At 32.9% G+C, this 16,073-nt stretch carries 11 protein-coding genes and 1 pseudogene; all 12 read right to left on the bottom strand.

What is annotated here, in order from left to right:
- Positions 1–9 precede the first annotated feature (9 nt).
- Positions 10–1,968: a DNA mismatch repair endonuclease MutL gene (gene mutL / locus JCM14209_RS00060; RefSeq protein WP_025021610.1), complete on the bottom strand. Its 1,959-nt coding sequence runs from the start codon at positions 1,966–1,968 to the stop codon at positions 10–12.
- 6 nt (positions 1,969–1,974) lie between these two features.
- A pseudogene (mutS, locus tag JCM14209_RS08670) lies at positions 1,975–4,613 on the bottom strand (DNA mismatch repair protein MutS).
- Between the two features lie 181 nt (positions 4,614–4,794).
- Positions 4,795–6,360, bottom strand: coding sequence for a ribonuclease Y (gene rny / locus JCM14209_RS00050; protein WP_025021609.1), 1,566 nt, complete (start codon positions 6,358–6,360; stop codon positions 4,795–4,797).
- Positions 6,361–6,720: 360 nt separating this feature from the next.
- The gene (gene recA / locus JCM14209_RS00045) at positions 6,721–7,785 is read right to left on the bottom strand and encodes a recombinase RecA (RefSeq protein ID WP_025021608.1); all 1,065 of its coding nucleotides are present in this window, start codon (positions 7,783–7,785) and stop codon (positions 6,721–6,723) included.
- Positions 7,786–7,944: 159 nt separating this feature from the next.
- Entirely contained in the window at positions 7,945–8,532 is a 588-nt protein-coding gene (gene pgsA / locus JCM14209_RS00040; RefSeq protein WP_025021607.1) for a CDP-diacylglycerol--glycerol-3-phosphate 3-phosphatidyltransferase, read from the bottom strand.
- A 16-nt stretch (positions 8,533–8,548) separates the two neighbouring features.
- A complete protein-coding gene (locus JCM14209_RS00035) occupies positions 8,549–9,433 on the bottom strand; it encodes a helix-turn-helix domain-containing protein (protein ID WP_025021606.1) in 885 nt (294 codons plus the stop codon).
- An 84-nt stretch (positions 9,434–9,517) separates the two neighbouring features.
- Positions 9,518–10,243, bottom strand: coding sequence for an elongation factor P 5-aminopentanone reductase (gene ymfI, locus JCM14209_RS00030; protein WP_025021605.1), 726 nt, complete (start codon positions 10,241–10,243; stop codon positions 9,518–9,520).
- A 1-nt stretch (position 10,244) separates the two neighbouring features.
- On the bottom strand, positions 10,245–11,528 hold the full coding sequence (gene yfmH, locus JCM14209_RS00025) for an EF-P 5-aminopentanol modification-associated protein YfmH (RefSeq protein ID WP_025021604.1): 1,284 nt from the start codon (positions 11,526–11,528) through the stop codon (positions 10,245–10,247).
- A gap of 3 nt (positions 11,529–11,531) precedes the next feature.
- Entirely contained in the window at positions 11,532–12,797 is a 1,266-nt protein-coding gene (gene yfmF, locus JCM14209_RS00020) for an EF-P 5-aminopentanol modification-associated protein YfmF (RefSeq protein WP_025021603.1), read from the bottom strand.
- Positions 12,798–12,923: 126 nt separating this feature from the next.
- Positions 12,924–15,194 (bottom strand): FtsK/SpoIIIE family DNA translocase, encoded by a 2,271-nt coding sequence (locus JCM14209_RS00015; protein ID WP_025021602.1) that lies wholly within the window; start codon positions 15,192–15,194, stop codon positions 12,924–12,926.
- A 13-nt stretch (positions 15,195–15,207) separates the two neighbouring features.
- A complete protein-coding gene (gene trmL / locus JCM14209_RS00010) occupies positions 15,208–15,720 on the bottom strand; it encodes a tRNA (uridine(34)/cytosine(34)/5-carboxymethylaminomethyluridine(34)-2'-O)-methyltransferase TrmL (protein WP_025021601.1) in 513 nt (170 codons plus the stop codon).
- Between the two features lie 200 nt (positions 15,721–15,920).
- Positions 15,921–16,073: zinc ribbon domain-containing protein (locus JCM14209_RS09800; RefSeq protein WP_155830639.1), on the bottom strand; the 153-nt coding region annotated here is incomplete at its 5' end.

The following is a 16,073-nucleotide window of genomic DNA, read 5'->3' as shown; positions in this document are numbered from 1 at the left end:
TCCTTTTTATTAATAATCTTCTATAATTCCTGTTTCATGCGGATCTTGAATTCGCTTAAACATCTTTTCTAAATTTTTATTCGTCAACCTGATTAACGTTGGACGTCCGTGTGGGCAATTAAATGGATTTTTACATTCTGCTAATTGCTTGAGAATTGATTTAGCTTGTACAGGCTCTAAATGATGGTTAGCTTTAATAGATTGCTTGCAACTAATCATCATTGCTGTTTCATGCCGAAATTTTTCAATCGTTAAATCTTTATCTTTTAAAAATTCGTCAATTATCTCCTTAATTTCTTCTTGCTCCTGACCTTCTGTAAGCCAAGTTGGATGTTGACGCACAATATAGCTGTTTTGCCCAAAATCTTCAATGATAATTCCTAATTTAGCTAATTTTGGAATCTTTTCATCCAAAATCAATGAATCTGTTGTCGGATAAGTTAAAATAATCGGCACCAATAAATTTTGTTGATCTAAAGTAACATTTCCTATTTCTTTACGATAATACTCATACTTAACCCGTTCTTGAGCAGCATGTTGATCAATTATATATAAACCGTCTGAACTTTCAGCCAGTAAAAATGTTCCGTGAGTTTGTCCTATATATAATAAATCTGGAAAACGTTCTTTAGATCCAGCACTGTTATCGTAAGTTTGACTTTCTTCTGTAACATGTAGATTTTTATCTTCATCAGATTGGTTTGTAATTAAAAAACGTTCATCCCATTTTTTCATTACATTATCTTCTAACTGACTTTTGTTTGTAATAATAATCGGTTCAATTTTTTCTTTTATTACTTCGGGTTTTGTAGTACTAGAACTTCCGACTAGAGGCGCAATTACCTCCTCAGAATATGTTTGTTTTTTTTGAAGACAATCATTTTTTTTCTTATAGACTTGATTTAAACCAACTGACAGCTGTTCAATATCTACCTTCTCTTTTTTTCTACTCTTTAAATTTTCCAACCCATTTGGAATCAGATTTTCTTCACTAATCCGCGCATAAATTGTATCCGCGATTAACTTTGCAAGCACATCTTCATCCGAAATTCGCACTTCTTGCTTCGTTGGGTGAACATTAACGTCGACATAAAGCGGATCAAGTTCAATATTTAAAACAGTTATTGGATAACGGCCAACCATTAACTTTGATCCATATCCCTCAATAATCGCCTTGGATAAGGCAAAATTCTTCACATAACGTCCATTAATCAAAATACTAATCGCCTTTTTGGCTGCTCGCGTAACTTTCGGTAATGATGTATACCCGCTAATTTTAAAGGCGCCAGTTTCACCAGTAAATGATAACATTTCTCTTGCGACCTTAATGCCATAAATCGCACCAATCGTTTGTTGCAAATTATTATTTCCAGCAGACTGGAAAATTGTTTTTCCATTATTACTTAACGAAAAGGCAATATTAGTATGACTTAGCGCTAAACGGTTAACAATATCAGATATCTTAGATAATTCAGTTGCATTAGTTTTAACATATTTTAATCTTGCCGGTGTATTATAGAAAAGATTATTAACAGTTATTTCTGTTCCTTCACGACTTTGAGTTGATTTTAGTTCTTCCTTTTGACCACCTTTAATATGCAACAAAGTCCCAGGCTTTCCTTTTGTTGCTGTTTTCATCACAACATCAGCAACAGAGGAAATACTTGGCAAAGCTTCGCCTCGAAAGCCCAGTGTATTAATTTTAAATAAATCTTCGCGACTTAAAATTTTACTGGTTGCATGTCTTTTAAAAGCCATCTCAACATCCTCAGATTCAATTCCAATCCCGTCATCAATAATTCTAATCTGTTTTAGTCCTGCATCTTCAACCAAAATATCTATTCGACTTGCTTTAGCGTCAATTGAATTTTCAGCTAACTCTTTAACAACCGATGCTGGTCTTTCAACCACTTCTCCAGCTGCAATTTGGTTTGCTAAAACTTCTGAAAGTTCATGTATTCTTGCCATAAGAGTTTAACCCTTCTTTTTGAGTTGTTTTTGCCACTTATAAACGACATTCATTACATCTAATGGAGTCATTTCAATTAAATCTAGATCTTTAATTTCTTTAATTAGTTTATCATCTTTATTATTCACTTGTACTATCTCTGGTGTAAATAATGAAAGTTGTGAATCATCATTATTTTGCTCTTTATTCTTCTTTGTGTTAGTTCGAATTTCTTCTTCATTGACACTTTTGGCTTCGATAATTTTATCTTGTAGTTGCGTTACTTCTTGGCTTTCTAACTTACTCAAAATTACGTCTGCCCGATCAAGTAAATCATTAGGCATTCCCGCTAATTTTGCGACGTGAATCCCGTATGACTTGTCAGCTGGCCCATCTTGCATTTTATGAAGAAAAATTAATTCTCCATTTTCTTCAATTGCGCCAACATGTACGTTACTTAAATGTGGTAGTTCTTCATCCAATACTGTTAATTCATGATAATGAGTTGAAAATAATGTCTTTGCCCCAATATTATCATGTACATATTCAATAATTGATTGTGCTAACGCCATTCCATCAAATGTTGCTGTTCCACGTCCAATTTCATCAAACAACAATAAGCTATTCTTTGTTGCATTTTGTAACGCTTGATTTGTTTCCTTCATTTCTACCATGAAAGTTGATTCACCAGATATTAAATCATCTGCTGCCCCAATTCTTGTAAATATTTGATCAAAAATTGGCATTTTAGCTGATTTTGCTGGAACAAAACACCCAATTTGGGCCATCACAACAGTTAAAGCTAATTGGCGCATATACGTACTTTTACCAGACATATTTGGTCCCGTAATTAATAAAATATCGCGTCCTGATGTCATCTGAATGTCGTTTGGCACATAACTTTGTTTTCCTAATACTCGTTCAACAACTGGATGCCATCCTTCTTGAATTTCTAAATCGCGCGAATCTACCTTCAATTGTGGCTTCACAAATTTTCCTTGTTCACTTACAACTGCAAAGCTTTGAAGAACATCTAATTCTGAAATAACCTTAGCTAAATTTTGAATTCGTTGAATTTGATCTTTAATCTGATCACGTAAATCCACAAATAATTTGTACTCAAGTTCAGTTGCTTTACTTTGAGCACCCAAAATTAATGCTTCTTTTTCCTTTAATTCTGGCGTAATAAAACGTTCTGCATTCGTCAAAGTTTGCTTTCTTTGATAGCGATCTTCAGGTAACTTTTTTAAATTCCCTTTAGAAACTTCAATATAATAACCAAAAACTTTATTAAAGCCTATCTTTAAATTATTAATCCCTGTTTCTTTTCGTTCTTTTGCTTCTAATTCTGTTAACCAACTTTACCATTACGTAATGCATCGTTATACTGATCTAAATCCATATCATAGCCATCACGAATAATGCCACCATCAGTAACTGAAATTGGTGGTTCGTCAACAACGGCTTGTTCAATCAAATCTGCAATATCTTCCAAGGGATCAATTTTTTGAATCAAATCGTCAAAAACACCATCATTTAATTCGTTTAGTAAATATTGAATTTGAGGAATGTGTTCTAATGAAGATTTTAATTGAACCAAATCTCGCCCGTTTACATTTCCAAAGGCAATTCTACCAGCCAAACGTTCTAAATCGTATACATTAGCTAATTCTTCTTGTAAACTACTTCTTTCAAAAAAATTCTCTAATAAATTTTCAACCATCACTTGACGTTTTTGAATTTGTTTAATATCAATCAATGGGCGTTCTATCCATTGTTTTAACATTCTTCCGCCCATAGCTGTTTTAGTAGCATCTAATAACCAAAGCAGTGTGCCTGATTTCTTTTGAGTTCTTGAATTACGTGTTAGCTCTAAATTTTGTTTAGCATAATGATCTAATTTTAAATAATTTGAAAGTTCATAGTGAATTGCTTTTTGCAAGTGTGCTAATGCTCTTTTTTGTGTTTCTTTAAGGTAGGTAATTAAGTATCCTAATACCTTTTTTTCTAATTCAAGATCAATTCCTTGGCTAACATAGTTTGCTTCAGAACTTTGTTTAATCTCAGTTTGAACTGAAACCAAGATTTTTAATTTTTTAATCATTAATTGGTTTTCTTCACTAAAATCAGGATTTACAACTACTTCTTTAGTTCTTAAAGCCATCAATTCATTCATAATTGCAGCCATATCACTCATTGATGTAACTCTGATTTCGCCAGTTGATAAATCAACATACGCAAACCCATAATTATTTTCAGATTGATATACTGCGGTTAAATAATTATTTTCTTTAGCATCATTAACGCCTGTATCGAGAATTGTTCCGGGTGTAATTAACTGAACAACTTCTCTTTTTACCATTCCCTTTGCTTGTTTGGGGTCTTCAACTTGTTCACAAACTGCAACTTTATACCCTTTATCAACCAAAATATCAATATAATTTTGAGCTGCATGATGCGGTACCCCACACATTGGGATTGGATCGACAGCATTTTTATTTCTTTGCGTTAATGTAAGTTCCAAGATTTGCGATCCTTTAACCGCATCATCATAAAACATCTCATAAAAATCACCTAGCCGATAGAATAAAAAAGCATCAGGGTATTGGGCTTTAATTTTTAAATATTGTTCCATCATTGGTGTATTCTTTGTTTTTTGAGGCATATCTTCGTTCCTTTCTTAAATAGTTCGAATTTTTTTGCGCTTCTATTATTTTACCATGTTTTTTAATATATTGCTTTTTTCCTCTTTGATTTTCCAGATTATTCTAACTTTACAATCATAAATAAAAAAGCTAAAGAATAACTCCTTAGCTTTTTACTTTAATTCATTTTATCAATACTGGTTATTTAGCGTATTCAACTGCACGGGTCTCACGAATAACTGTAATTTTAATATTACCAGGATATTCTAGTTCTTCTTCAATTCTATTTCGAATGTCTCGAGCTAAAACTATTGCTTCTAAATCACTAACCTCATTTGGTTTAACGATAACACGTACTTCACGTCCTGCTTGAATGGCATAACTCTTTTGTACACCTTCAAAATCATTAGAAATATCTTCAAGTTTTTGTAATCGATGAATATAACTTTCTAATGATTCACTTCGAGCACCAGGGCGAGCAGCAGACATTGCATCTGCAGCTGCTACAAGCACCGCAATCACTGAAGTTGCTTCAACATCCCCATGATGAGAAGCAATCGTATTAATGACAGTTTCGCTTTCGTGATATTTCTTGGCTAGCTCTACTCCAATTTCTACGTGTGACCCTTCAATTTCATGATCAACCGCTTTTCCAATATCGTGTAATAATCCTGCGCGCTTCGCCAGTGTGACATCTTCACCTAATTCAGCAGCTAATACCCCTGCAATTTTTGCAACTTCAATTGAATGGTTAAGCACATTTTGCCCATAACTTGTACGATAATTTAATCGTCCAACAATCTTAATTAAATCAGGATGCATTGTATGCAAACCTAAATCAAAAATTGCTTCTTCACCCATTTCACGAATTCTTGCGTCCATGTCTTTAGTAGCCTTATCAACCATTTCTTCAATTCGAGCAGGATGAATTCTACCATCTTGAATTAATCTTTCAAGTGACATTTTTGCAATTTCTCTTCTAACAGGATCAAACCCACTCAATACCACTGCTTCAGGGGTATCATCAATAATCAAATCAATTCCAGTTAAACTTTCCAACGTCCGAATATTACGTCCTTCTCGACCAATAATTCGTCCTTTCATTTCATCGTTTGGTAAGTTTACCACTGAAACAGTTGTATCAGAAACCATATCAGCAGCACTTCGTTGAATTGCTTGTGCTATTAAAACTTTAGATTTACGATCTACCGTTGCTTGCACTTCAGCTTCGCTTTCTTTAATCATAAGTGCACGTTCATGAACTAACTCATCTTTTGTTTGCTTAATGATTAAATCTTCAGCTTCAGTTTTTGTAAGTGCGGCAATCTCTTCTAATTTTTCGCTTTGTTCTTGAACTAGTGATGATGCCTTTGCATTTTTTTCAGCCAAGCGTTTTTGTTCAAGTTCTAAATCGTTTTCTTTTTCTTCCAACACTTGTTCGCGTTTATCAAGTGCACTATCTTTACGATCAAGATTTTCTTCTCTTTGAAGTAAACGATTTTCTTGTTTTTGAATTTCAGAGCGACGTTCTTTCAATTCGCTCTCAATTTCTGAACGATAACGATGACTTTCTTCTTTCGCTTCAATAATAGCTTCTTTTTTACTTGCTGCAGCTTCTTTTTTAGCTGTGGAAATAATTCCATCTGCCGTTTGTGTCGCTACATCTAATGTTTGCTCGTAACCGTGTTTACGATAAAAAACACCTAAACTAAAACCTAAAATCAAAGTAATTAAGGCGATGACGAGGATAATAATTGTTGATACCAATTTTGCACCTCCGCATCTATAATTAATGTCTAAAAATCATTAATTGATGTCTTTTGATTAATACACACAATAACATTTTAATGGTTTTGATGCTATTATGTCAATAAAAATTACTTAGGAGATAAAAACACACTTAACCTAAAAATTTAGATTCAGCTTAATCAATGCTTGGCCTTTCGCATGTTCAATCATTTCCAAAACCGAAAATTCGATTTCTTTCTCATTCAAAATTTCCAAATAAACTACCCACGATAAATCTCCCTTTTAAAGTCCTAGACATTCCCCTTAGAATATAAAAAGGCTCGATAAACCTTGTTTAAACAAAATTTATCAAGCCTTTATTGTTTCACAATGAAAAAACTATTTTTCTTCATTTTCCGCATCTACATTAATTTCTTGAATATTATCAGATGATTTTGTAGTTTGAGTATCGTCTCCAGTCATACCATAAGCTTCGCGAACTTTAGCTGTAATTTCACTCATTACATCTTCGTTTTCAGCAAGATATGTCTTGACGTTTTCACGACCTTGTCCAATTCTTTCTTCTCCATAAGAGAACCAAGATCCACTCTTGTGAATAATATCTTTTTCAACAGCCATATCTAACAGTTCACCTGTCTTAGATATCCCTTGTCCATACATAATATCTACTTCTGCCACTTTAAATGGAGGAGCAACCTTATTTTTAACAAATTTAATCTTTGTACGGTTACCAACCACTTCAGAACTTGACTTAATTTGTTCAGAACGACGAATTTCCATTCGAATTGTTGAATAGAACTTCAATGCACGTCCACCTGGAGTAGTTTCTGGATTACCAAACATAACCCCTACTTTTTCACGGATTTGGTTGATGAAAATTGCAATCGTTTTTGTTTTGTTAATTGTCCCTGATAGTTTTCTAAGAGCTTGTGACATTAAACGAGCCTGTAGCCCAACATGAGAATCACCCATTTCGCCTTCAATTTCAGCACGTGGAACTAAAGCCGCAACAGAGTCGACAACTAAAATATCAACCGCTCCTGAAGTTACAAGAGCATCGGCAATTTCAAGGCCTTGTTCTCCCGTATCTGGTTGTGAGAGTAATAATTCATCAATATTTACTCCAAGCGCAGTTGCATATGCAGGATCAAGTGCATTTTCAGCATCAATATAAGCTGCTGTTCCCCCACGACGTTGAACTTCAGCAACCGCATGTAATGCAACCGTTGTTTTACCAGAACTTTCTGGACCATACATTTCAATGATACGACCACGTGGATAACCACCAACACCGATTGCTTCATCAATTGCTAATGATCCACTAGGAACGGTAGAAATTTGTGTATCTACCTTTCCTCCCATCTTCATAATTGAACCCTTACCGAATTTCTTTTCAATCTTCTTAAGAGCATCGTCAAGAGCTTTTTGTCTTTCGTCAGCCAATTTAATTCCTCCTTGTTTCAGTACAATAAGAAGTTTAAACACCTTCTTATATGATACTGATTTCAATTTAAAAAGACAAGTATTGTGTGTCATTTTTGTCTAATTATATATATACGAAAAAAATAAAAAAGAGAATGAAATTTTCCATTCTCTCATAAATTATTTTCCAAACGAATCACTAAAGATATGACGACTGTTGTAAAAGTAATCTATACCTGAATAAACTGTAAAGAATAAACAAATATACAATAAAATTTCTCCCAAAGGAATGTTAATTGCTGCAAAAAATGCATCGTTTAAAAATAAGAAAATTATTGAAAACATTTGTGTCATTGTTTTAATTTTTCCAGGCATTGCAGCAGCCATTACTTCACCATTATTTTCAACAACAATCAAACGCAAACCAGTAACTGCTAATTCGCGGCAGACAATAATTGCTGCAACCCAAGCAGGAACTTTTCCCATTTGAACTAAGATGATAAATGCTGTCATTACTAACATTTTATCAGCTAGTGGATCGGCAAATTTTCCGAAGTTTGTAACTAATTTTTGCTTACGCGCAATTTGGCCATCAGCATAATCAGTAATTGATGCTACGGCGAAAATAATTGCTCCTACAAGTGATGTATTTGGAATCATTGTTCCGGCCCAAATAACACTTCCCCAATCTAGTGGTAATAAAAGTACCAACATAAAAATGGGAATTAGGATAATACGTAACACTGTTAATTTATTTGGTAAATTCAAATCTAACACCTCTTAATTATTCTGCAATATTAACAGTAATCCTTCTTACTGTTAATGAAGAGTTATCCTTTAAGAAATTAAATTTCTTACCGTTAATTGTTAAAGTAGTTGCTTTAGAATTACCTAAGTTAATCATAAAACTCTTAGTTCCTTCAGGAATTGTAACTGTCTTACTTGCTCCATCTTCTAAAGTACCTTGCCATGTAGCTGTACCATTAACACTTACGCTTGACCAAGATGATCCATTTGAACTGAATTTTAATTTAACATCTTTAGATGCACCTGTTAAAGCATAAGTAAAGTTTGAACCACTTGTAGACTCATGCGTAATTTTTTGATTTGTAGCTCCTTTTGTTGAAGCTTCTTCACTTGAACTAGCTTTCTTTACTTTTTGGCTTGAAGATTTTTTTTCACTTGTACTTTCATCTGTCGTTACCGAAACAGATGGTGTACTACTTGCTTGTTCAGCTTGCTTGCGATTTCCTGAAGATACAAAATAAATTGATCCTAAAATAACTGCAACTACCGCAACGATGATAATTGTTGGCAAATAATGCATTATTTTTTCAAGGATTTCATTATTTTTTTCTACATCCCCACCTTGTTGGCGAATCGCTTGTGTTCTAGAGGTAACTTCAGGTTCTGCTACTTGATTCGTTGCTTGCTTTTCACCTGTAATCTCATCAAGTTCTGATAAGATATCATCTGATTTAACCCCAACAGTGTCCGCATACTGACGAATGAAAGCTCTTACATAAAAATTACCTGGTAAGGCATCAAAATCGTTTTCTTCAATCGCAATTAAATAACGTTTTTGAATTTTAGTAATTTGTTGTAAATCATCTAATGTATAATGCTTTTCATTACGAGCATCTTTTAATTTCTTTCCAATATCACTCATTCAAAGTCTCTCCATTAATATTAATCTAAAATAACATTTCAATTTATAGTATAGCATATCATTGTCAAAAAATTAACGTTATTTTCATCGTAACCAACCACCTGTAACGTAGATTGTTTGGCCCGTTAAATACGAAGCATTTTCATCTAATAAACACCCAACCCAATAGCTTATTTGGCTACTTGAAGCAAGGTACCCCATAGGAATTTCTTCTCTTATTTCTGATTTCACTTCATCTGAAAACATTGCGTTCATTTCGGTATCAACCGCTCCAGGTGCAATCACATTAACTGTGATGCCCATAGTTGCAACCTCTTTACAATACGCGTGCACAAATGCGCTTAAGGCGCCTTTAATCGTGCTGTAACCTACTTCCATCGCACTGCCATAATCACCATAAACTGATCCGATAAAAATAATCCGACCTTGTCTAGACTTTGATAATTTCCCTTCTAATTTTTGTAGTAAAAACAAAGGGAATCTTAATTGCATCGTTAACATTTTATCAAACTCTTTTGGATCTAATGCGCTAAAAAACTCGTATTGGGTTGTTCCTTGAGCAAAAACAATAGCATCAAGTGAAAAGATATTATTTAATATATTATCAATTTGATCGACTTGCGTCATATCTGCTTGAATTAAAATAAATTCTTGCTGTGGATATTTTTCTGTTAATTGGTCATATAATTTTATAATTTTATTTTTATTTTTGCTGTAGTGTAAATATAACGACCATCCTTTTTTGGCCATATCATTGGCAATACTTATTCCAATATCACCAGAAGCTCCTAAAATTAATCCCCACTTCATTTTACTTCTCCTTAGGCAGAATTTTGAATACACTCATTCTTTCTTCATCAAAATATTTTTGTGAAATTTCAATTAAATCATCTAATCTAATTTCTTCAAGTATTTCAGCCATATCAAAGATTGTAGCATCATCAAATAATTTACCTTCATATCGATTGGCAATACTTTCAAGTGAATCCATGGATTTAATAATGGAACCTAAAAATTCCCGCTTTTCAAGTTCAAACTCTTCTTTACTTTCAGTTAAAATTCTTGGTGCATTTTTCAAGATTTTTTGAATACTACTAATAAAGTCTTCAATTTTACTTGTATTAGTACTCAACAATGCAAAATTAAATCCTCTTTCTAACTGAAAATCAAATCCAAAACTATCATCTACAACATTTTGATTATATAAATCCAGATAATATTTAGAATTTTCGCCAAGAAGTACACTTAATAATAACTGCATCTTCATTTTAAATTTCAAGCCTTCTTTACCCTTATAAGACTCAAGCCCTCTAATTCCAAGAGCTATTTTGGGCCGTTGGACTTCCATATATTTTACACGTTCTTTTATTACCGGCTTAATTTCAAGCGGCTTTCTGTTAATTTTTTGAATTGGCTGAAATTCTTTTTGGACCATAATTTCATCAATAAGTTTAAAGGTTGTATTTACATCATAATTACCTACCAAAAATAAATTCATATTTTGCGGTTGATAAAAAGTTTCGTAACATGCATATAAATCTTCAACTGTAATTTTAGAAATCGATTCTACTGTACCCGCAATATCGTCACTGAGCGCAGATTGTGGATATAAATTACTTAAAATTCCCGAATATAGCTGCCATCCCGGTTCATCTTGATACATCATAATTTCTTGGCCAATAATCCCTTTTTCTTTTTCAACAGATTTCTTTGAAAAATAAGGATCAAAAACAAAATCAAGTAAGATTTTCAAACTTTCCTTAATATTTTGTGATGCCGAAAATAAATAACTCGTTCTCGTAAAACTTGTAAATGCATTAGAATCTGCTCCGTATTTACCAAATAATTCAAATGCATCATAATTTTCCTTTTCAAATAATTTATGCTCTAAAAAATGCGCAATTCCAGCAGGAAATTTTTGCATTTCATTTTTTGCATATGGGACAAATTCGTTGTCAATTGAGCCATAATCAGTTGTAATAATTCCATATGCACGCTCATAATCTTTTTTAGGTAAAATATTAACTTTTAATCCATTTTTTAAAACTTTAGTATATAAAGTTTCATTAAAGCTTTCATAAGTTTTTATTTTCATGCACTATTCCTCTTTTGCTCCTAAGTAGTAAACTGCTTGAAGTTTGACTAATTGAGCAACCTCTTTTATATCTTCTTTTGTGACTTCTTTAATTTTTTTTACCCAGTCATTTGCTTGAACAGTTGAATCAAACATAATATCTGTTTGTGCACGTGCAATTAAAGCAACCTGACTGTCTAAACGTGAAATATAAAGATTAATTAAGTTCATTTTGTTTTGTTCCAATAACTCATCAGAAAATTCCCCGGCCTGGATTTTTCTTAATTGTTCTTCGATTATTGCAATAACTTTATCCTTATTTTTTCCATCTATCCCTGTTTGAACCATTAAATATTCTCTAAATGGATCAAAAGAACTATTGGCATAATAAGCTAAACTATTTTTTTCACGTACTTCAGTAAATAAAAGACTTTGAGCAGAACCACCAAATAAACTATTAAATACTAGTGCTGCATAATGATTAGCACCTCTAAATTCTACTGGCAATTTATATGCTAAATTCAGCTTACTTTGTAAAAGACCAGCTTGTAACTCATCTTCAAATTTCACATCAGATAGTTTTTGAGAAAAGATAACATCATCAAGGGAATATTCTTCTAAACGATTTTTAAATCCTAATTCCTTAAAACTGGTATAAACTGCTTGTTCGTCAATATTTCCAGCTACTAAAATTTCAACTCTCTCAGAATTTATCATTTCTTCATGAGATTTCATTAAATCAGCTAACGTTAATTTCTTAAAATCTTCAAGCTTTCCCAAAGCTGATGCAGCTTGAATTTCTGATTCAAAATATAATTCACGTAATTTTTTTTGTGCATATGCTTGTTTATCATCACGCATTGATTCTAAATAAGTAATAATATTATTTTTTTGTCTTTCAAAGACTTCATCTCTTAATGGCGATTTAAACATCGGCTGAAAAATAATTGTTTTCAAAAAGTCTTGCGCTTGATTGAGTAAATCTTTTGTATTTTTTAAATACTTACTTTCCACATAACTCAAGCTAAAAGTCGTTACACTATAATTACCTTTTTTGGACACTCCTGTACCCAAACCCGCACCGTACATTTTAGATAATTCTTTTGAAATTTCAATTTGTGTTTCAAATTTTTCATTACTCATTTCAAGATAATTCGTTAGCAAAGCTCGACTCGCTACTTGCCTAGTAGTTTTGGGTTTACTTATAAATGTAATAACCATTCTTGTTGTTTTAAATTTTTTTGTCGGAATTGTATTTAGATATACTCCTGCTGCTATTTTTTTACGCACGCGTACCGCTCCTTCTTTATTTATCAATATATTATATTAGTTTATAATGCAAAGAAACACAAATATTTCATTACTTTTCTTTGAAAATAAAAAACTGAATTTTCAAATGAAAATCCAGTTATTAACTTATTCAGTTGTATAAACCTTTCTTGGTTTACTACCTTCTTGTGGACCAACAATTCCTCTTGCTTCCATCTCATCAACAATTCTTGCGGCCCGATTATATCCAATTCTAAAACGTCTTTGAAGTAATGAAACACTACATTTATTTTCAAGCCTTACAAATTGAACTGCTTCTTCAAACAAGTCATCTTCGGCTTCATTTGTTGTTCCTGTGGATAATTCTTCATCAGTAATTTCCATTGAATTATCATAATCAGATGGTAATTGTTCCTTAACAAATTGAACTACATTTTGCACATCTGAATCTGAAATATATGCTCCTTGAACACGTACAGGTTTATTGGCTTCAATCGGTTTAAATAACATATCCCCTCGACCCAATAATTTTTCCGCTCCTGCAGTATCAATAATTGTTCTTGAATCGGTCCCACTAGATACAGCAAATGACATTCTTGAAGGCACATTAGCTTTAATTAATCCCGTAATAACATCAACTGATGGTCTTTGTGTAGCTAAAATCATATGAATTCCAGCCGCGCGTGCCATTTGAGCTAAACGAATAATAGCGTCTTCAACTTCATTTGATGCAACCATCATTAAATCAGACAACTCGTCTACAATTGCAACAATATAAGGCATTAAAGGTTCTTCTGATTCAGTTTCTTCGTTTTGTCGTTGAATCATCTTATTGTATCCAGATATATTTCTTTGCCCCGTATTTGCAAACATTTCATAACGTTTTTCCATTTCAGATACCAATTTATGTAAAGCTAAGGAGGCTTTTTTAGGATCTGTAACAACCGGAGTAAGTAAATGCGGCACACCATTGTAAACCCCTAACTCAACTTTCTTAGGGTCAACAAGCATTAATTTCACTTCATCTGGTGGACAATTCATAAGCAAACTCGTTATAATCCCGTTAATCGCCACTGATTTCCCACTACCGGTTGACCCGGCAATTAAAAGGTGCGGCATATCAGCTAGATTAGCTGTAATTAATCCGCCAGAAACATCTCGTCCAATTGGAACTTCTAACGGCTTATCAGGATGCTTTTTTTGTGCCGAGATAATATCTTTAAAGGCAATTGTTGCAACTTTTTTATTTGGAACTTCAATCCCTATCAAAGATTTCCCTGGAATTGGTGCTTCGATTCGAATATCTTTAGCTGCTAAGGCAAGCGCTAAATCATCTGTTAAATTTACGATTTTGCTTACTTTAACTCCAATTGCAGGATGAAGTTCATATTTTGTAACAGACGGACCTAAAATTGTATTAACTAATTCCACATCGACCCCAAAGCTTTTAAAAGTTTCGATTAAAATTTTCTTATTCCGTTTAATCGCTTCTTTTTCTTCACTTTGATCAGTTGGTGCAATATCTTGTAATAAGTCAACTGACGGTAATTGATAATTTTTTAACTTAGTATGCGCCTTTACTTTTTCAGGTTTAGAAGGTTTAACATCCATACTTGACTGGTTCCAATCTGTCACTTCTTCTGCAATTGGTTCCTTTACTTTTGCCTCTTGTTTATGATCTTCAAGAGGTAACGGTAATTCTTTTTCAAAAGCTGTCGGATCAGTGACCACCGTATCTTGTTCTTGTTTGTTTTTCTTTTCTTTTCTCGTTTTTTTGTAATCTTGAATTTCATTTTGGCTAGATTTAATCGCTTCTGCTACGCTCTTGAAACCATTTTTCAACCATTTTCCAATCACGTATAAAAACTTCCCGATATACTCTAAAACCACACGATAAGGGATTTCAATAATTAAGAAAAATCCCGCAAGAATAATGAGCGTTGCTAAAATGTACGATCCTATTTGCGACAATAAGAAGTATGAACCTTCATATAAAGCTGCACCTATCATCCCTCCACCGACAGCATTACCTACACTTCCTGCTTCAATATCTGAACTTAGGTATTGCCATGTAATGCCTGTGAAATTAGAATGTAAATCTAATCGTTGAAAGAATAACGCTTCCATAAAAAGCGTAATCCCTAAATAAGTAATAATTCCCCCAAAGTATTTTTTTAGGTTTATCTTAGGGTATTTGGCAGTTGCTAATAGAATCACTGCAAAAGCACTGAAGATTAATATTAAAAGCTTATAACTATCCCCAACTAAAACTCTAAATAAATTAGCAATTAAAGATCCTAAATATCCAAAATTAAAAAATCCAAGAATACCAATTAAAATAAACACCGCTCCAAAAATACGTTCTGAAGTTTGTTCGCTTACCTTTTTTTTAATTGTTTTCTTTTTTCTTTTTGCCACTATTACTTTCTCCTTATTTTAGTTTATCGTTTTCATATGTATGCACACGATCTAAACTAGGAAAATTTTGTTGACGTAACGCTTCATAAACAATAATTGCAGCTGTATTTGAAAGATTTAATGAACGGACATGTTCATCATTTTGAGGAATTCGGATACATTCATCTTCATGCATTCGCATAAAATTCTCTGGCAATCCCGTTGTTTCTTTTCCAAATAAAAAGAAATGTTCTTCATTAGGATTCGTGTAATCTTCGTCAGCATATGATTTTGGTGCAAATTTAGATACTATATGTAATTTTCCATTTTCTGGCATACTTTCTAAAAATTCTGGTAAATTTGCATGGTAAATAATATTAACTTTATCCCAATAGTCCAAACCTGCACGTTTCAAATACTTATCTTCTGTTGAAAAACCCAAAGGTTCAATTAAGTGTAGAGTCGTATTAGTTCCAGCGCACGTTCTTGCAATATTTCCTGTGTTAGCTGGCATTAGTGGTTCAAATAAAACAATATGATTTGTCATAATTATATCCTGCTATATAAAATATAGAACAATATAGAATATAGCGTATGCTATTCTATATTATTCGAAAGAATATAGACTTCCTTTCTTAATTTTATTTACTACTGTCAACATTAATGTTCCCATATCCTAACTAGAGGGTAATGACATTGATTAACTCTTGTAGCTTTAAAGGGTGTAGCCCACCCTAAAATATCTTCTTATGCTAAAGTTAGGAGATTTTTTACTGCATTCATATCTCTATCCATAATCACACCACATTCATAACACACGTATTCATTATGCTTAGTGCCATGTTTTTCATTTCCATACAATGTGATTTTATCTTCATTAGTTTTAATATAACCACACTT

The sequence above is a fragment of the Ligilactobacillus hayakitensis DSM 18933 = JCM 14209 genome (assembly GCF_000615845.1).
In the GTDB taxonomy this organism is placed as follows: Bacteria; Bacillota; Bacilli; order Lactobacillales; family Lactobacillaceae; genus Ligilactobacillus; species Ligilactobacillus hayakitensis.
Note: the sequence above shows the minus strand (reverse complement) of the source record. Positions and strands in the feature narration are given on the sequence as shown.